Genomic DNA, 17,163 nt, shown 5'->3' with positions numbered 1-17,163 from the left:
TTAATCAAACTTGTGCGATCCACTTGCGATGAGTGTGGATCGACATCAAAACCCCAAACGCTGACAGCAGCGTCACGAGCGAAGTTCCGCCGTAACTAATGAACGGCAATGGCACGCCCACCACCGGTAACAGGCCACTGACCATACCGATGTTGACGAAAACATAAACAAAAAACGTCATGGTCAGGCTGCCCGCCAGCAATTTGCCGAACAGCGTCTGTGCCTGGGCGGTAATCACCAGGCCCCGACCAATCAACAACAGGTAGATCAACAACAGCGCACAGATACCCACCAGACCGAACTCCTCCCCCATCACCGCAATGATGAAGTCGGTGTGACTCTCAGGCAGAAAATCCAGGTGCGACTGGGTGCCCAGCAGCCAGCCCTTGCCGAATACCCCGCCCGAACCGATGGCAGCCTTGGACTGGATAATGTTCCAGCCCGTGCCCAGCGGATCGCTCTCAGGATCGAGAAAGGTCAGGATTCGCTGCTTCTGGTAGTCATGCATGATGAAAAACCACATGGCAATTGCCACCGGCACGGCCGCCGCCAACACGCTGATAATCCAGCGCCAGCGCAAACCACCCATAAACAGCACGAACGCGCCGCCCGCCAGAACCAGCAGCGCGGTGCCGAGGTCGGGCTGACGCACGATCAGACCAAAGGGAATGCCGATCAGCAGCAAACTGACTGCCACGTGTTTGAGTTGTGGCGGTAGCGTGCGTTTGGACAGATACCAGGCGATGGTCGCCGGCATCAGAATCTTCATGAACTCCGAGGGCTGGAAGCGAATGACCCCCGGTATGTTGATCCAGCGCGTAGCGCCCATGGCGTTGTGGCCCATGACATCCACCACCACCAGCAACATCACCCCGACCAGGTAGCCCACCGGCACCCAGCGCGCCATAAAGCGGGGCTCGAGCTGGGCGATGATAAACATCGACACCAGGCCGATGCCGAAGGATGTTGCCTGTTTGCTCAGCAAGTCCCAGCTTTTACCGCTGGCCGAATAGAGTACAAACAGACTGCCCGCAGCCAGGGTCAGGAGCAGAATCAGCAGCGGACCATCGATATGCAAACGCTGCAGCAGCGTGGCACGTCGACGCATCACGTCCTCACTGGAGAGGATGCGGTCAAAATTACTAATCATTGGCCGTAACCTCTGCCTTTAAAGGGCTGGCGTATTCGGGTTTGAGCTTGCCGTCAGCATCCAGCAACCAGGCATCCATGACCTTACGCACCACCGGCGAGGCAACCCGACTGCCCGCCTCACCGTTTTCAATCATGACCGAGACGGTAATTTGCGGGTTGTTGGCCGGGGCAAAGCCGACAAACAAGGCGTGGTCACGGTGACGTTCCTGAACCTTGGAGCGGTCGTACTTCTCACCCTGCTTGATCGCCACGACCTGCGCCGTACCACTCTTGCCGGCAATCAGGTATTGCGCCCCGACGCCTGCAACCCGCGCAGTGCCGCGGGCACCGTGCACCACTTGCTGCATGCCGTGACTGACCTTGGCCCAGCTGGACGGGTCGCGAAGAATGATATCGGGCATCGGGTTAGGATCGACCGGCGCCACGCCCTCAATGGTTTTGGCCAGGTGCGGGCGAATCCACTTGCCCTTGCTGGCAATCAGCGCAGTCGCCTGCGCCAGCTGCAGAGGCGTGGACTGCATATAACCCTGACCAATCCCCAGAATCAGGGTCTCGCCCGGGAACCAGGCCTGACGCCGGGTCGCGCGCTTCCACTCCCGGGACGGCATCAGGCCAGCCGACTCTTCGAACATGTCGAGGGAGACTTTTTGGCCGATACCGAACTGGTTCATGTAGGTCGACAAACGATCGATGCCCAGCTTGTGGGCCAGATCATAGAAATAGGTGTCGTTGGACCGCATGATCGCGGTGTCCAGGTCGACATAGCCATCACCGGTGCGGTTCCAGTTACGGTACTTGTGATCGTAATTGGGCAACTGGTAATAGCCCGGATCGTAGACCCGGGTCGAAGCATTGATCACGCCACTGTCCAGACCGGCAATCGCTACTGCCGGCTTGATGGTCGAGCCCGGCGGGTACAGGCCGCGCAAGATGCGGTTGAACAGCGGGCGGTCAATCGAATCGCGCAACTCGGCATAGGCCTTGAAGCTGATGCCGGTGACAAACAGGTTGGGGTCAAAGCTTGGCTGACTGACCATGGCCAGCACTTCACCGGTCATCGGATTCAGGGCAACTACCGCCCCGCGCCGACCGGCAAGTGCTTCTTCGGCCGCCTCTTGCAGCTTGATATCGAGGCTGAGCACGATGTCTTTGCCGGGAATCGGGTCGGTGCGCTTTAACACCCGCAATACCCGGCCCCGGGCGTTGGTTTCAACTTCTTCGTAACCCACCTGACCGTGCAGCTCGGCTTCATAGAAGCGTTCGATACCGGTTTTGCCGATGTGATGGGTGCCGCTGTAATTGACCGGATCGAGGGTTTTAAGCTCTTTCTCGTTGATCCGCCCCATGTAACCCACCGAGTGCGCAAAGTGCGCGCCTTGCGGGTAATGCCGTACCAGTTGCGCAACCACCTCAACCCCGGGCAGGCGGAACTGGTTCACGGCAATCCGGGCGATCTGCTCTTCGTTCAGCTCAAACAGAATGGGCACTGGCTCAAACGGCCGGCGCCCCTGCTTCATGCGTTTTTCAAACAACGCACGATCTTCCGGCGTGAGCTGCAGGACTTCAACGATAACGTCGAGCACCTGCTGCGAATCGCCCGAACGCTCACGGGTCATGGTCAGGCTGAAACTGGGACGGTTGTCCGCGATCACTACGCCATTGCGGTCAAAGATCAGGCCGCGGGTCGGTGGAATCGGCTGCACATGCACCCGGTTGTTTTCCGACAGGGTCGAGTGGTACTCGTACTGCACCACCTGCAGAAAATACAGGCGTGCAAGCAGGACGCAAATCAGTACCACCACCGCAATTGCGCCGACCACGACTCGTCCGCGCACCAGGCGTGCGTCTTTCTCGTGGTCTTTGAGGCGTATCGGCTGAGACATTCGGGACGCTGACTATTTGTGATAAGGGTGCCCGGACAACACTGTCCAGGCGCGATACAACTGTTCACCAATCAGAATCCGTACTAACGGGTGCGGCAACGTCAAGGGCGACAACGACCAGCGCTGATCGGCGCGCGCGCAAACTTCAGGCGCCAACCCTTCGGGGCCGCCGACCATGAAGTTCACCGTGCGCGAGTCCAGGCGCCAGCGGTCGAGCTCAACCGCCAGCTGCTCGGTGCTCCACGGCTTGCCGTGGACTTCCAACGTAACGATTCGCTCCCCCGGGCCGACCTTGGCCAGCATGGCCTCGCCTTCCTGACGGATAAAACGAGCCACGTCAGCATTCTTGCCGCGGGTATTGAGCGGTATTTCTACCAGTTCAAGCGCCAGCTCGGATGGCAGACGCTTGGCATATTCATGCCAACCCTCTTCCACCCACTTGGGCATACGCGAACCGACAGCGATCAGACGCAAGCGCACAACGAACCCTTATTCCTGGTCTTTGTTGAGCTTGATGAAGTGCTCGTGGGTGTTTTCCGGGCTGTGGTGAGCAGCGTTCAGGGCACGGCTCTGTTCTGCGCCGGACCACAGGCGTTCCAGGTCGTAGAACTGACGGGCACTGGCAGTCATCATGTGCACGATCACGTCGTCCATATCCAGCAGGACCCAGTCGCTGTCGCCCTTGCCTTCTTCGCCCAATGGCTTCACGCCCAGCGCTTTGACGGCCTCACGAACCTTGTCCAGCATCGCGCCGATCTGACGGTTCGAAGTACCGGTAGCGATGATCATGAAATCGGTGATGCTGTGCTTGTCACGCACGTCGATGATCTGGATGTCCTGACCCTTAACGTCTTCCAGAGCGGCAACGGCTACTTCAACCAGTTTTTCGCCCTTGAGTGGCTCACCGGTGAATTTTTCAACTGGCAGCGGAGCGCTTTTGGCTTTGCCTGTGCGCTTTACTTTGCTTACGTCTTTGTTCGTCATATAAAAACTCGTTTTGCTCATGTGTTCGGGCGTTTCAATACACGTTGAATCGTGCCTTGAAACGCGCCTTTTCAGTTCGACGCACGGTAAAGTCCGTGCGCATCGATGTAGGCCAGGACCGCGTCGGGCACCAGATAACGTACCGACTTACCGCTGGCCAGCAGTTGACGGATCTGGGTGGCGGATACCGCGAGCGGCGTCTGCCAGACGAATGCAATCTGTCCGCCAGGCCCCTTCAGGGCCAGCGGGTCGCTCACCGAGCGCGCTGCCAGCAGGTTGCGCAAGGCATCCGGCGGTTCGCTGTCGGCATCCGGGCGCTGTAGCACCAGGATATGGCAATGCTGGAGTAAATCCTCCCAGCGGTGCCACGTAGGCAGGCCGCAAAAAGCGTCCCAGCCCAGCAGTAAAAACAACTGGTCATCAGCGGCCAGCTCGGCCCGCATCAGTTCCAGGGTATCAATGGTGTAGGACGGCGTGTCCCGTTGCAGCTCCCGGGAATCCACTACCAGCGTAGCTACTCCAGCGACAGCACACTCAACCATCGCCAAACGGTCGAGCGCCGACACCTGGGGCGTATCGCGATGTGGCGGCCTGGCGTTGGGAGTCAGACGCAACTCGTCGAGCTGCATCATTTCGGCCACTTCCAGGCCACCGCGCAAATGCCCGATGTGCACCGGATCGAAGGTGCCACCCAGAACGCCAATGCGCAGGGGTAACAGGCCGATGGCCGGGGCCACCACTAACGGACTGAGGTCAACCAAGTCAGACCGGCTCCTGGCCGCGCAGCTGACCGTCACCGACCACAATGTACTTCTCGCAGGTCAGACCTTCGAGACCCACCGGGCCGCGGGCGTGCAGCTTATCAGTAGAAATGCCAATCTCCGCACCCAATCCGTACTCAAATCCATCGGCGAAGCAGGTCGGGGTGTTGAGCATCACTGAACTGGAGTCGACTTCGGCCATAAAACGCCGGGCGTCGCCCTGATGTTCGGTGACGATCGAGTCGGTGTGATGGGAGCCGTAGTGATTGATGTGCTCAATCGCCTGGTCCAGACCGTCGACGATCAGGATCGACAAAATCGCATCCAGATACTCGGTGCTCCAGTCATCTTCGGTGGCCGGCAGCACGTCGATCAACGCCCGGGTACGTTCGCAACCGCGCAGCTCGACGCCCTTGGTGCGGAACTGTTCGGCCATTGCCGGCAAAAACTGCGCAGCGACGGTCTGATCCACCAGCAGGGTTTCCATCGCCCCGCAGATCCCGTAACGGTAGGTCTTGGCGTTGAACGCGATGCGCTGGGCCTTGGCCAGATCAGCGCGGGCACTGACATAGACATGGCAAATGCCGTCAAGGTGCTTGATGACCGGCACCTTGGCATCACGGCTGACCCGTTCGATCAGGCCTTTGCCGCCACGGGGCACAATCACGTCCACGTACTCGGGCATAGTGATCAGCGCGCCGACCGCAGCCCGGTCGGTGGTTTCAACCACCTGTACCACTGCCGGCGGCAGTCCGGCCTCGGCCAGACCTCGCTGGATGCAGATGGCTATCGCACGGTTGGAGTGAATCGCCTCGGAGCCGCCACGCAGAATGGTGGCATTGCCCGACTTGAGACACAGGCTGGCGGCATCGATGGTCACGTTCGGACGCGACTCGTAGATGATTCCGACTACTCCCAGCGGCACGCGCATCTTGCCCACCTGGATACCCGAGGGGCGATAGCTCATGTCACGAATGGCCCCGACGGGGTCCGGCAAGCTTGCCACCTGACGCAAACCGACAATCATGCTGTCGATACGGGCAGGGGTCAGCGCCAGGCGCTCCAGCATGGCTGGCTCAAGGCCATTGGCCCGGCCGGCGGCCAGGTCCAGTTCGTTGGCCGCAACCAGCTCCGAACGGGCCGCATCCAGGGCGTCGGCAGCGCCGTGCAGGGCACGGTTTTTCTGCGCCGTGCTGGCGCGGCCGATCACGCGGGAGGCTTCGCGAGCAGCGCGACCCAGGCGGGTCATGTAGTCAAGAACGGACTCAGTCATGGTCTCAAGGGTCTTGGCAGGGAGGAAAGCGGCCGATTATAGCTGTCGCGCCGTCTCACGCACAGCGGTGACAGGCGGATGGTCGAAATCGGCCGTAAATACACAGTGTTCAGCCCCGATTAAGCATCCCTTGCTATGATTGGCGACTTTTTAGCCATCTGCTGACCGCCCTGAAGATGCCAATCACGTTGCCCGATACTTTTTTCAATCGCGACGCCCAGCTGCTCGCTCGCGAACTGTTGGGAAAAGTCATTCGTCACCGGGTTGACGGTTTGTGGCTTAGCGCGCGGATCATCGAAACCGAAGCCTATTACTGCGCAGACAAGGGCAGCCACGCGTCCCTGGGCTACACCGAAAAGCGCAAGGCGCTGTTTTTCGATGGTGGCCACATCTATATGTACTACGCACGGGGCGGCGACTCGCTGAACTTCAGTGCCCAGGGCCCCGGCAACGCGGTACTGATCAAGTCGGCCTACCCCTGGCAGGACCCGTTGTCCGGCCCGGCCAGCCTGGCCCGGATGCGACTCAACAACCCGGACACCCAGGGCCGGCCACGCCCGGACCAGAAACTCTGCGCGGGGCAAACCCTGCTGTGCAAAGCATTGGGGCTGAAAGTACCTGACTGGGATGCAAAATGTTTCGATCCCGAACGTTTACGGGTCGATGACGTCTCAGAGGTGCCGTCGCAGATCATTCAAACCACCCGCCTGGGCATACCCCATGGCCGGGACGAGCATTTGCTGTACCGATTTGTCGATGCCGACTACACCGCGTACTGCACCCGCAACCCACTGCGCCGCGGCCAGGTTGAGGGGCGCGACTATATAGTGTTGGAAAACCCGCCCCCTCTGTAGGAGCAAGCTGTTCAACACAGCAACGCAGAGCTCGCATCTGCAGACGATTGAAACAACGATTAAAAAGGAAGTTTTAGCATGGGCCCATGGCTCGATAGCATGACCGGCTGGTTAACGGCCAACCCGCAATGGCTGGGCCTTGCCGTATTTTTAGTGACGTTCTTTGAATGCCTGGCGATCATCGGCTTTATCATTCCGGGCACCATATTGCTGTTCGCGATCGCCGTTCTGGCAGGCAATGGCGCGATGTCACTGGGTGAAACATTGTTGCTGGGGCTGCTCGGTGGTCTGACCGGAGACGTTGTGTCCTACGTTCTGGGCAGACGTTTCCACCAAAACATCCGGCGCCTGCCCTTGCTGCGCCACCATCCTGAATGGATAAACCGCGCCGAAGGCTATTTTCAACGCTACGGGATTGCCAGCCTGCTGGTCGGACGCTTCATCGGCCCGCTGCGTCCTATGCTGCCCATGGTGGCAGGCATGTGCGACATGCCGGTCCCGCGCTTCATCATTGTCAGCCTGATGGCCGGGGCTGGCTGGTCGGTGGCCTATCTGGTGCCGGGCTGGGCAACAGGGGCCGCGATTCGCCTGCCGTTGCCTGAAGGGTTCTGGCCGCAAGCAGCCATCGTCGCCGCGGGCCTGGCTGCACTGCTGGGGCTGAGCATCAATGCCAGCATCCGCCGCCAACCCAAAGCCACGTTATTGATCGGCGCCCTGGGTCTGGCGCTGCTGATCGCGGTGTTCGCGGGCTATCCGTACATGGGCGCTTTTGACCGTGGCATCAGTGCGCTGCTGCAGGAGCACCGCAGCAGCGCGATGGATCTCGGCGCCGTGCTGGTCACGCAAATAGGCAACTTCCACACCCAGTTTGTGGCCGCGGCGCTGCTCTGCGGATTGCTGCTGGTCACCAAACAGTGGCGGGCGATGATCTTTTTTGGCGGGGTGACGCTGTTTACGGCCCTGGCCAACACCGCCACCAAACACTTCTTTGCCCGCATGCGCCCCGAAGTGCTGGTGGATCCGCTGACCACCTACAGCATGCCCAGCGGCCATAGCTCCGGCTCATTTGCGTTTTTTATCGCCCTGGCGATTCTGGCCGGGCGCGAACAACCCCAGCGCATGCGCATTACCTGGGTCCTGCTGGGCTGCTTGCTGGCGATCAGCGTGGCGCTGTCGCGGGTGTATCTGGGGGCCCATTGGCCAACCGACATCATGGCCGGCGCCCTGCTCGCCATCCTGGTCAACGCTTTTGCCCTGGCGCTGAGCCAGCGCTACATGCCGCTGCAGCCGATACCGCAGAAAATCTGGTGGCTGATCCTGCCGGCAATCGTTGCACTGTATGGCTTTTTCATGCTGCACGACTTGTCCCGCGAGTTGCTGCGTTACACCTATTGATGCAGCCCGACGCCTACATCAGGGTTTCGCCCAGCGCCTCGCTCTGCATCTCGTCGAGCAGCACCTGAATCCCGTCCAGACGCTGCTGCGGGTCATCGACCTGCAGCAGTTCGAGCTTGTGGTGTTCGGCAAAGGGCAGCAGGTAGGCCAACTGGTTTGCCAGTGCCTGCTGACCCGGCACTTCAGTGCTCATGTTCAACGCAGCCACCATCGGGTGTTCCGCCAGGGCTTTGAGCAATGCCAGCAGGTCCTGGTCTTCGTGCTCCAGCGGCTGTTCGGGAAGCTCGTCCAGCCAGTCGACCTCGGCCAGCAATAACTGATTGCCCTGAAGCTCGGTGCTCAATACCTCAAAGCGCCGTCCGCCCTCGACCCGTATCCCCAGCAGGCCGTTGTCCTGCTGCTGAAAATCGCGAATCAGCGCTTCACAGCCAATCCGGGCGATATCCTGGGGCGCCTCTCCTACCTCGCCGCCTTCCAGGATGCACACCACACCAAAACCCGTGCCTTGCTTCATGCAACGGGCAATCATGTCCAGATAGCGCGCCTCGAAAATCTGCAAGTCCAGCACGCAGCCCGGAAACAGCACGGTGTTCAATGGAAACAGCGGCAAGCTCATATATTTTTCCTTAGACAACCAGGGTTACAGCCAACGGCAGGAAAACTGCCGTACCTACGCCCATCAGACTCATGGCCAGCGCTGCAAAAGCGCCGCACTCCTCGCCTTCTTGCAACGCGACCGAGGTGCCCACCGCGTGGGCGGTCATGCCCAGCGCCATACCCCGGGCCTCAGGGCTATGCACCCGCAAAAGCCGCAACAGCCCGGGGCCGACTATCGCGCCGATTACTCCGGTAATCAGCACAAATACCGCCGCCAGGGGCGCAACACCGCCGATCTGTTCTGCGACCAGCATCGCAATCGGCGAAGTAACCGACTTCGGCGCCAGGGTCATCAGCATCATATGCTCGGCGCCAAACCACCAGCCCAGCAAAACCACCAGTCCGGTGGCCAGGACTCCGCCAATCACCAGCGTAGTAAAAATGGGCCAGAACAGTTGACGGATTCGCCGCAGATTCAGATACAGCGGCACCGCCAGCGCCACAGTGGCCGGGCCAAGCAGGATGCTGAGGATTTCCGTGCTTTTACGGTACTCGACATAACTCAGACCGCAACTGACCAGGACCCCGATCACCAGCAACATCGACGCCAACACCGGCTGCAGGAAAATCCAGCGGGTTTTTTCATAGGCCGCCAGCACCAGTTGATAAGCGCCCAGGGTAATCCCGATGCCAAACAGCGGGTGATGGATTACCGACGCCCAGGCGCCCTGCCACTCAAGGTTCATGGCCGCTCCCCGGGGTGACTGTGCCCCTTGAGCAAGCGCTGCATCAGCACACCGACAAACGCCATAGAGATCAGCAGTGACAGCACCAGGGCACCGGCAATGGCCCAAAAATCAGCCGCGATATCGGCGGCATACACCATGACTCCGACGGCAGGAGGGACGAGCAGCAGCGGCAGGTAGCGCAACAAACTGCTGGCCGCCTGGCTCAGGGGTTCGCCGACCTGGCCGCGCAGCAGCAAAAATACCAGCAGCAGCAACAGACCGATAATCGGGCCGGGCAACACGGGGACGAACAAGTGATTAAGGGCAGTACCGAGCAATTGAAACAGCACCAGCCACGTCAAGCCGCGTAACAACATCTCAATTCTCCAGCAAATATTTTTTGCGTCGCATTATAAGCACGTCCCCTCACAAGCCGGCATTGCCAAACCATGGCGATGGTCACGCAATTACCAGGATGTTTCATCCAGCCCTATAGAGCGGCTCTCCTTGCTACGGCATACTCGCAAGCCTAACTATCCGGATCCCGCTATGCGCCCACTTGCCCCCCTTGCTTTGACCCTGCTGTTGACGGCCTGCGGAGACGGCGAATCGCTGATGCCTCCCGACGCACGCCTGCCTGATGGCGGCCGCTATCGAGGCGAAGTGGTCAACGGGCTATTGCAAGGTCAGGGCCGTATCGACTACCCGAATGGCAGTTGGTATACCGGCGATTTCAAAAATGGCCTGTGGCACGGCCAGGGTGAATGGCACGCCAGCAACGGCGACGTCTATAGCGGCGGCTTCGAACAGGGCCAGTACAGCGGCCAGGGCAGCCTGACCACCCACGACAGCACCTATGTCGGCGGCTTCAAGCAGGGCCGGCGCGAGGGTGAGGGCACGCTCAAAGAAGGTGGCATGAGCTACCGCGGCGAGTTCAAGGACGATCAGTTCTCCGGCGTTGGCCATCTTGAACTTGAAGACGGCAGCCAGTACCAGGGGCAGTTCGCCCACGGTAAACCCAACGGCGAAGGCAAGCGCAGCGATGCCAGCGGCAATGAATTCAGCGGCCAGTTCGTCAATGGCGAGCTGGAAGGCAACGGCGTGTTCAACAGTGCCGATGGCGACCAGTACGAAGGCGCATTCAAACACAATCAACTGAACGGCAAAGGCCGCTATGAAAACGCTGACGGCGATGTCTGGATCGGCGAGTTCAAAGATGGCGCCCTGACCGGCAAGGGCGAACTGATCGGCATTGATGGCTCGCACTATCGCGGCATGTTCAATGAGTGGCGGTTCAATGGCCCCGGCCACCTGAGCATGGCCGACGGCAGCAGCTATATCGGTGAATTTGCCGCGGACACCTATCAGGGGCATGGCACCCTGACCCTGGCCGATGGCACCGTCGAAAGCGGCTACTGGCTTAACGGACAACGGGTACGCGATGCCAATGGCAACCTGCTGCCCGACCCGCTGGAACTGGGCCTGCTCAATCAGGGAACGCTGCTCAAAGACGCTCTGGATGCAGTACCTGCGTCGACCCCCGACGTAGAGCTATACAGCCTGGTGCTGGCGGGCGACGGCAAGCAAAGTGTGTTCATGCGTGAAGCCGAATACGTCAACAACATGCTCGCCACCCGCTTCGGCAGCCACGGCCAGATCAACCTGGTGAACCATCGCGACCATCTGGTGGACCAGCCCATGGCCACCCGCGAAAACCTGCACCGCGCAGCCAAAACCCTGGCCGAGCGTACCGGCCCCGAAGACCTGGTGTTTATCTACCTCACCAGTCACGGCACCCAGGAGCATGAACTGGTACTGGATCAACCGCGCCTGGAGCTGGCAGACCTGCCTGCCGACGAACTGGCCGCAGCCCTGGCACCGCTGAAAAACCGGGACAAGATTATCGTGATTTCATCCTGCTACTCCGGCGGGTTTATCCCGGCGCTCAAAGATGACAAAACCCTGATCATGACCGCATCCCGGGCCGACCGCGTGTCTTTTGGCTGCTCGGAAGAAGCCGACTTCACTTACTTCGGCAATGCCCTGTTCGCTCAGGCGCTGAATCAGACCGACGACCTGCAAAAAGCTTTCAAACTGGCCAGAGGTTATATCGCCGAGCGCGAGCAGACTGACGGCTACGAGCCCTCCGAGCCGCAGATATGGGCGCCAAAAGGTGTCCTGGCGCACTGGCAACGCTTGCGCCAGCAACAGGCAAAACAGGCCTTGCAGTCACCTGAATGAACTGCAAGTCAGCTAACTAAGACTAAGCTGGATGTATCAAGGGAGAACCACGCATGTACTTGACGCCTCAGCACATCCTGCTTGCAGGAGCTACCGGTCTTACCGGCGAACATCTGCTCGACCGGTTGCTTAACGAACCCACCATCACCCGAGTACTTGCGCCCTCACGGCGACCGCTGGCCAAACATCCGCACCTGGAAAATCCGGTGGGCGATCCGTCGGTGTTTCTGCCAGAGCTGAGCGGACAGGTCGATATCGCATTTTGCTGCCTGGGTACCACCATCAAGCAGGCGGGCTCGCAAGAAGCCTTCCGTGCCGTCGACCATGACATGGTCGTAGCCTTTGCCAAACGCGCACGGGAAATGGGGGCGCGGCACCTGATAGTGCTCAGCGCGATAGGGGCCGATCCTAAATCGTCGGTGTTCTATAACCGGGTCAAAGGCGAGATGGAGCAATCATTGCGCGCCCAGGGCTGGCCGCAGCTGACCATTGCCCGCCCGTCGCTGCTGATCGGTGAGCGTACAGAACCGCGTTTGGCGGAGCAGCTGGCGGCGCCCCTGTCCAGACTGATCCCGGGCAAATACCACGGTATCGAGGCCTGCCAGCTGGCTCGTGCCCTATGGCGCCTGGCCCTGGAAGAGCAGGATGGGGTGCGGGTGGTCGAGTCCGATGAACTGAGAAGGCTGGGTAAATAATCCACCCTGTGGTCGCTGCCAAAGGCTGCGAGCTTTATAAAACCGGGGGGCGTAGTCCTGCGCAGCACAGAGCCAGCAGCCTTTGGCAGCGACTACAAACCACCGCTGGCCTGATAGCCCACACCCAGCACCGTCAACACCGACAAGGGCAACAGCAGCGTATCGAGCAATGCGCTGGCTGGCAGGTCCAGCCCCGGGTAGCGCGGGGCATCGGCACCAAAGCGGTCCATCGCACAGCACCCGCCCTGTAACGCGTACATGTCCAGTCGGGTGCCGGAATAGACAATCGGCGCCCCCGGTTTGGCCGCGTCCAGCGTGCGAACACTGGCGCAACCACAGACATGCATAGCCGCAAGCATCAGCAGCACAACCTTACTCATCGCCGCCCACATGGTGCTCGCCCCAGCGTGGCAGCATGTCTTGCGGGATATTGAGCAGGTTGAGAATTCGCGCCACCACAAAGTCCACCAGGTCATCGATGGTTTGTGGCTGGTGATAGAAGCCCGGCGAGGCGGGCAGTATCACCGCCCCCATGTTCGACAGCTTGAGCATATTCTCCAGATGGATGCTGGAATACGGCGCCTCACGGGGCACCAGAATCAGCTGCCGGCGCTCTTTGAGCGTGACATCCGCAGCCCGCTCAACCAGGTTGTTGCAGGCGCCGGTGGCAATGGCCGACAGCGTCCCCGTAGAACAGGGCACCACCACCATGGCGGCCGGTGCTCCGGAGCCTGACGCCACCGGTGACATCCAGTCTTCCTTGCCGTAGACGCGAATCTGCCCGGCGGCAGCTCCTGTGTATTCGGTCAGAAAAGTCTGCATGGCCTGTGGCTTGGGCGGCAGGCTGACATCGGTTTCAGTGGCCATCACCAATTGCGCGGCCTTGGAAATCAGGAAATGCACCTCACGGTCTTCCCGCACCAGGCAATCGAGCAGGCGCAGCGCGTATTGCATGCCAGAGGCACCGGTTACCGCCAGGGTGATGCGTTCCGGGCCACTCATTGCAGGGCTTCCGCCAATTTGCCGTGCAGGCCGCCAAAGCCGCCGTTGCTCATGATCACCACCTGAGTACCGGGTTTGGCATGGCGCTTGACCTCGGCAATGATCGCCTCCAGCGAATCGCATACCAGAGTCGGCACAGGGCTTGAGGCCACCGTCGCCGCCAGATCCCAGCCCAGATTGGCCGGGGCATACCAGACCACGTGATCGGCCTGCACCACACTTTGCGGCAAGCCGTCGCGATGGGCGCCCAGTTTCATGGAGTTGGAGCGCGGCTCGATGACGGCAATCAGCGGCGCGTCGCCGATGCGTTTGCGCAGACCATCAAGGGTCGTGGCAATGGCAGTCGGGTGGTGGGCAAAGTCGTCGTAAATGGTGATGCCGTGAACTTCAGCGACTTTCTCCATCCGCCGTTTCACGCTTTTAAACGCGCTCAATCCGTCAATCGCCAGGCTTGGCACCACACCCACATGGCGTGCCGCCGCCAAGGTCGCCAGGGCATTGGCCACGTTGTGCTGGCCGGTCATGTCCCACTCGACGGTGCCTTGAACGCTGCCTTCAAACAACACTTCAAAGCACGAACCGTCTTCGCTGAGCAGTTTGGCCTGCCATTGGCCGGCATCGCCTGTGGTTTGCACCGGGGTCCAGCAGCCCATCTCGATCACGCGCTGCAAGGCCGGCTCGGTGGTGGGATGAATCACCAGGCCTTCGCTCGGGATGGTGCGCACCAGGTGATGGAACTGGCGCTCAATGGCCGGCAAGTCCGGGAAGATGTCCGCATGATCGAACTCAAGATTATTCAGGATCGCGGTGCGCGGACGGTAATGCACAAATTTTGAACGCTTGTCGAAGAAGGCGCTGTCGTACTCATCGGCCTCGACCACGAAGAACGGCGTATCACCCAGACGGGCCGACACCGCAAAGTTTTGCGGCACACCACCTATCAGGAAGCCCGGGGCCATGCCCGCATGCTCCAGAACCCAGGCCAGCATGCTGCTGGTGGTGGTTTTGCCATGGGTGCCAGCCACAGCCAGTACCCAGCGGCCTTGCAGCACGTGATCGGCCAGCCATTGCGGGCCCGATACGTAAGGCAGGCCTTTGTTCAGCACGTATTCGACGGCCGGGTTGCCACGGGACAGCGCGTTGCCGATCACCACCAGATCGGGTGCCGGGTCGAGCTGGGCCGGATCATAGCCCTGGGTCAACTCAATGCCTTGAGCTTGCAGCTGGGTACTCATTGGCGGATAGACGTTAGCGTCGGAACCGGTAACGTGATGACCCAGTTCTTTGGCCAGAACAGCCAGCGAACCCATGAAAGTGCCGCAAATACCAAGAATATGAATGTGCATAGTCGACCTCGAAAATCATCGGCGAAGGGTATCGCAGGGGGTTGTTTTTCGCACCTGATGATTCAAATGCCTTCTTTTGCGGGAGCCGCCCGGCCGGCTCCCGCAAAATAAGCTATCGCTCTATCCCGTGCTTGCGCAGCTTTCTGTACAGCGTATTGCGACTGATCCCCAGCTGCACGGCGGCATGGGTCATATGCCAGCGGTGCAGCTCCAGTACCTCGAGCAGGGCCAGTTTTTCAGCGTTTTCCAGCGGCTGCGCACAGGGGACGGCAGCCGTGGCGGGGGCCTGGCGAATGGCCATGGGCAAGTCATCGAACTCGATCGTCTGGTTTTCACACAACGCCGCCAGAGTGCGCAACACGTTGCGCAGCTGGCGGACGTTGCCCGGCCACTGAAAATCCAGCAAAGCCTGGCGTGCCGCTGGCTTGAGCACGAGGTGCTGGTCAGCCGCTTCTTCGGCCAGGAGAAAATCCAGCAACTGCGACTTGTCACTGCGCTCGCGCAACGCCGGCAAACCGATCTCCAGACCATTAAGACGGTAATACAAGTCTTCGCGAAAACTGCCGTCAGCCACGCGTTCCTGCAAGTTGCGGTGCGTGGCGCTGATGATGCGCACATTGACTGCCAGCGGTTCACCGCCAATCGGTACCACCAGGCGATCTTCCAGCACTCTCAAGAGACGGGTTTGCAGCACCAGGGGCATATCGCCAATCTCGTCCAGAAACAGGGTGCCGCCATCGGCCTGCTGCAATTTGCCCTGCATCCCCTCTTTGCGCGCTCCGGTAAAGCTGCCGCCGCGATAACCGAACAGCTCGCTTTCGATCAGGCTTTCGGGGATCGACGCACAATTGAGGGCGACGAATGCTTTGCCGTTACGCAAGCTGGCCTGATGCACCGCTTTGGCAAAGGCTTCTTTACCCGAACCGGTTTCGCCATTGATCAATAACGGCACATCCCGCTCGAACACCCGCAAGGCACGACGAAAATCGGTCTGCAGGGCCTGGTCCCCCAGGCAAATGCTACTCACCCGGGGCACCACGGCTTCGGCCTGCGGCTTGACCGCGCACGGCACGCTGCGCGGCTGACCACGCACCGCCGCATACAAGCGGCGACCGTCGCGGGTGCGCAGGGGCCAGTTGGTGCTGGCCAGGGTGCTGGCACGGGCGAACAGTTCGTCCCGCGGACAATCGAACAGGCTGTCGACTGTTAACCCCAGCAGACCGCCCCGCTCATGCCCCAGCAAATTCAGGGCGCTCTGATTGACTGCGCAGATGGCGCCGTCGCCATCGAACGCCAGCATCCCTTCGCTGAACAGCCCCACCGACTCGGCCTGCAGGTGAAAGCGCAGCAGCCACTGGTTTTCGAAGTGCCGCAGAAAATAACTGTTTTCGATAATCCGCGCCGAGAGGTTGACCAGGGCCATGGTGTGAAACTGGCTCTGGCGCGAAACGTCATGCCGCGCCGAGGACACGTCCAGCACCGCCAGCAATTCGCCCTGGGGATCGAATACCGGACTTGCCGAACAGGTCAGCCCGGTATGGCGGCCACGAAAATGTTCGTCCTGATGAATGGTCAAGGCCTGGCGTTCCACGACACAGGTGCCAATCCCGTTGGTACCCTCGCGGGCCTCGCTCCAGTCAGCTCCCAGCCACAGCCCGGCCCGCTCGAACACTTTGCGTTCGGTCGCCGCCGTTACACAGTTGAGAATGACCCCGCGGGCATCGGTCAGCAGTACCGCGTGCCCGGCCCCCGACAGTTGCTGATGCAGGCTGTTCATCTCGTGCCCGGCGATTTGCAGCACCTGCTGCAAACGCTCGCGACCTTCCAGAATGCGCCCGTGCTCCAGCACCGTCGGTGCAATGGTTTGTGCGGGATCGAGGTGGTAGTCCTCCAGGCAGCGCTGCCAGGAACGGACGATAGAAGGGTCGCACCCCTGGGGGCGGCCCTGGGTGACATCGAGAACCTGCCGGGCGTGCCGGCTTAAATCACTGCTGTGCATTCTTATTATTCTCCGCGCTGTATCGGCGGTCTCATGTCCGGCAGGGGCACATTTACCCTCTTCGCCAACATGGATCCAGGTCCAGACCGAACACTCAGCATCTGCTTGCCGGCCGGGCTTTGCAATCGCCAACTGACCCGTCGGTCATCATCTGCACCTGTTTTGGTACAAAGTGTCACGGCAACTGTATCGAGCCCGTGACAGCGACTGCCACCCCTACTGCCCCTATATCCATGTGAGCCCCAGCCTAGAG

17 protein-coding genes are annotated in these 17,163 nt (G+C 60.4%); 4 read left to right on the top strand and 13 right to left on the bottom strand.

All coding sequences use genetic code 11. From position 1 onward, the window contains the following. Nucleotides 1–4 precede the first annotated feature (4 nt). The 6 genes from rodA to WG29040_RS21905 all read right to left on the bottom strand — a co-directional run bounded on the left by rodA (nucleotide 5) and on the right by WG29040_RS21905 (nucleotide 6,053). A complete protein-coding gene (gene rodA / locus WG29040_RS21930) occupies nucleotides 5–1,108 on the bottom strand; it encodes a rod shape-determining protein RodA (protein WP_165439601.1) in 1,104 nt (367 codons plus the stop codon). 34 nt (nucleotides 1,109–1,142) lie between these two features. After that, complete coding sequence (gene mrdA / locus WG29040_RS21925; RefSeq protein WP_003444190.1) at nucleotides 1,143–3,035, bottom strand: penicillin-binding protein 2; 1,893 nt, start codon at nucleotides 3,033–3,035, stop codon at nucleotides 1,143–1,145. 12 nt (nucleotides 3,036–3,047) lie between these two features. Continuing rightward, entirely contained in the window at nucleotides 3,048–3,515 is a 468-nt protein-coding gene (rlmH, locus tag WG29040_RS21920) for a 23S rRNA (pseudouridine(1915)-N(3))-methyltransferase RlmH (RefSeq protein ID WP_003444191.1), read from the bottom strand. A 9-nt stretch (nucleotides 3,516–3,524) separates the two neighbouring features. Continuing rightward, nucleotides 3,525–4,019 carry a ribosome silencing factor gene (rsfS, locus tag WG29040_RS21915; protein WP_003444202.1) on the bottom strand — a complete coding sequence of 165 codons (495 nt, stop codon included), beginning with the start codon at nucleotides 4,017–4,019 and terminating at the stop codon, nucleotides 3,525–3,527. A 71-nt stretch (nucleotides 4,020–4,090) separates the two neighbouring features. Then, a complete protein-coding gene (gene nadD, locus WG29040_RS21910; RefSeq protein ID WP_165878380.1) occupies nucleotides 4,091–4,756 on the bottom strand; it encodes a nicotinate-nucleotide adenylyltransferase in 666 nt (221 codons plus the stop codon). A gap of 25 nt (nucleotides 4,757–4,781) precedes the next feature. Next, complete coding sequence (locus WG29040_RS21905; protein WP_003444207.1) at nucleotides 4,782–6,053, bottom strand: glutamate-5-semialdehyde dehydrogenase; 1,272 nt, start codon at nucleotides 6,051–6,053, stop codon at nucleotides 4,782–4,784. A 176-nt stretch (nucleotides 6,054–6,229) separates the two neighbouring features. Here WG29040_RS21905 and WG29040_RS21900 point away from each other — a divergent pair, with 176 nt between their 5' ends. Then, nucleotides 6,230–6,907, top strand: coding sequence for a DNA-3-methyladenine glycosylase (locus WG29040_RS21900; RefSeq protein WP_127196873.1), 678 nt, complete (start codon nucleotides 6,230–6,232; stop codon nucleotides 6,905–6,907). A 78-nt stretch (nucleotides 6,908–6,985) separates the two neighbouring features. Next, nucleotides 6,986–8,302 carry a bifunctional DedA family/phosphatase PAP2 family protein gene (locus WG29040_RS21895; protein ID WP_127196872.1) on the top strand — a complete coding sequence of 439 codons (1,317 nt, stop codon included), beginning with the start codon at nucleotides 6,986–6,988 and terminating at the stop codon, nucleotides 8,300–8,302. Between the two features lie 13 nt (nucleotides 8,303–8,315). Here WG29040_RS21895 and WG29040_RS21890 read toward each other — a convergent pair whose 3' ends face one another. From WG29040_RS21890 to WG29040_RS21880, 3 genes are read right to left on the bottom strand one after another with little or no spacing between them, the layout of a single operon-like run. Next, nucleotides 8,316–8,918, bottom strand: a complete 603-nt coding sequence (locus WG29040_RS21890) for an LON peptidase substrate-binding domain-containing protein (protein WP_127196871.1) — start codon at nucleotides 8,916–8,918, stop codon at nucleotides 8,316–8,318. A gap of 10 nt (nucleotides 8,919–8,928) precedes the next feature. Further along, on the bottom strand, nucleotides 8,929–9,645 hold the full coding sequence (locus tag WG29040_RS21885; RefSeq protein ID WP_003444217.1) for an LrgB family protein: 717 nt from the start codon (nucleotides 9,643–9,645) through the stop codon (nucleotides 8,929–8,931). Further along, nucleotides 9,642–10,004 carry a CidA/LrgA family protein gene (locus tag WG29040_RS21880; RefSeq protein WP_003444223.1) on the bottom strand — a complete coding sequence of 121 codons (363 nt, stop codon included), beginning with the start codon at nucleotides 10,002–10,004 and terminating at the stop codon, nucleotides 9,642–9,644. The genes WG29040_RS21885 and WG29040_RS21880 overlap by 4 nt, the downstream gene beginning before the upstream one ends. A gap of 172 nt (nucleotides 10,005–10,176) precedes the next feature. On the opposite strand from WG29040_RS21880, the gene WG29040_RS21875 reads away from it, so the two are divergent. Together WG29040_RS21875 and WG29040_RS21870 are read left to right on the top strand one after the other, a co-directional pair. Further along, complete coding sequence (locus WG29040_RS21875; RefSeq protein ID WP_127196870.1) at nucleotides 10,177–11,868, top strand: C13 family peptidase; 1,692 nt, start codon at nucleotides 10,177–10,179, stop codon at nucleotides 11,866–11,868. A 53-nt stretch (nucleotides 11,869–11,921) separates the two neighbouring features. Then, complete coding sequence (locus tag WG29040_RS21870) at nucleotides 11,922–12,563, top strand: oxidoreductase (protein ID WP_127196869.1); 642 nt, start codon at nucleotides 11,922–11,924, stop codon at nucleotides 12,561–12,563. A 92-nt stretch (nucleotides 12,564–12,655) separates the two neighbouring features. On the opposite strand, the gene WG29040_RS21865 is transcribed toward WG29040_RS21870, so the two are convergent. From WG29040_RS21865 to WG29040_RS21850, 4 genes are all read right to left on the bottom strand, one after another. After that, entirely contained in the window at nucleotides 12,656–12,943 is a 288-nt protein-coding gene (locus tag WG29040_RS21865; protein ID WP_003444232.1) for a YceK/YidQ family lipoprotein, read from the bottom strand. Next, nucleotides 12,936–13,565: a flavin prenyltransferase UbiX gene (gene ubiX / locus WG29040_RS21860; protein WP_003444235.1), complete on the bottom strand. Its 630-nt coding sequence runs from the start codon at nucleotides 13,563–13,565 to the stop codon at nucleotides 12,936–12,938. Before ubiX ends, WG29040_RS21865 begins: the two co-directional genes overlap by 8 nt. Further along, nucleotides 13,562–14,911, bottom strand: a complete 1,350-nt coding sequence (gene mpl, locus WG29040_RS21855) for a UDP-N-acetylmuramate:L-alanyl-gamma-D-glutamyl-meso-diaminopimelate ligase (protein ID WP_127196868.1) — start codon at nucleotides 14,909–14,911, stop codon at nucleotides 13,562–13,564. The genes ubiX and mpl overlap by 4 nt, the downstream gene beginning before the upstream one ends. Before the next feature lie 112 nt (nucleotides 14,912–15,023). Further along, the gene (locus tag WG29040_RS21850) at nucleotides 15,024–16,910 is read right to left on the bottom strand and encodes a sigma-54-dependent Fis family transcriptional regulator (protein ID WP_127196867.1); all 1,887 of its coding nucleotides are present in this window, start codon (nucleotides 16,908–16,910) and stop codon (nucleotides 15,024–15,026) included. Between the last annotated feature and the right edge of the window lie 253 nt (nucleotides 16,911–17,163).

It is taken from the genome of Pseudomonas sp. PAMC 29040, assembly GCF_003994535.1.
In the GTDB taxonomy this organism is placed as follows: domain Bacteria; phylum Pseudomonadota; class Gammaproteobacteria; order Pseudomonadales; family Pseudomonadaceae; genus Aquipseudomonas; species Aquipseudomonas paraversuta.
The sequence above is the reverse complement of the archived record's forward strand: the minus strand, read 5'-3'. Positions and strand labels throughout refer to the sequence as shown.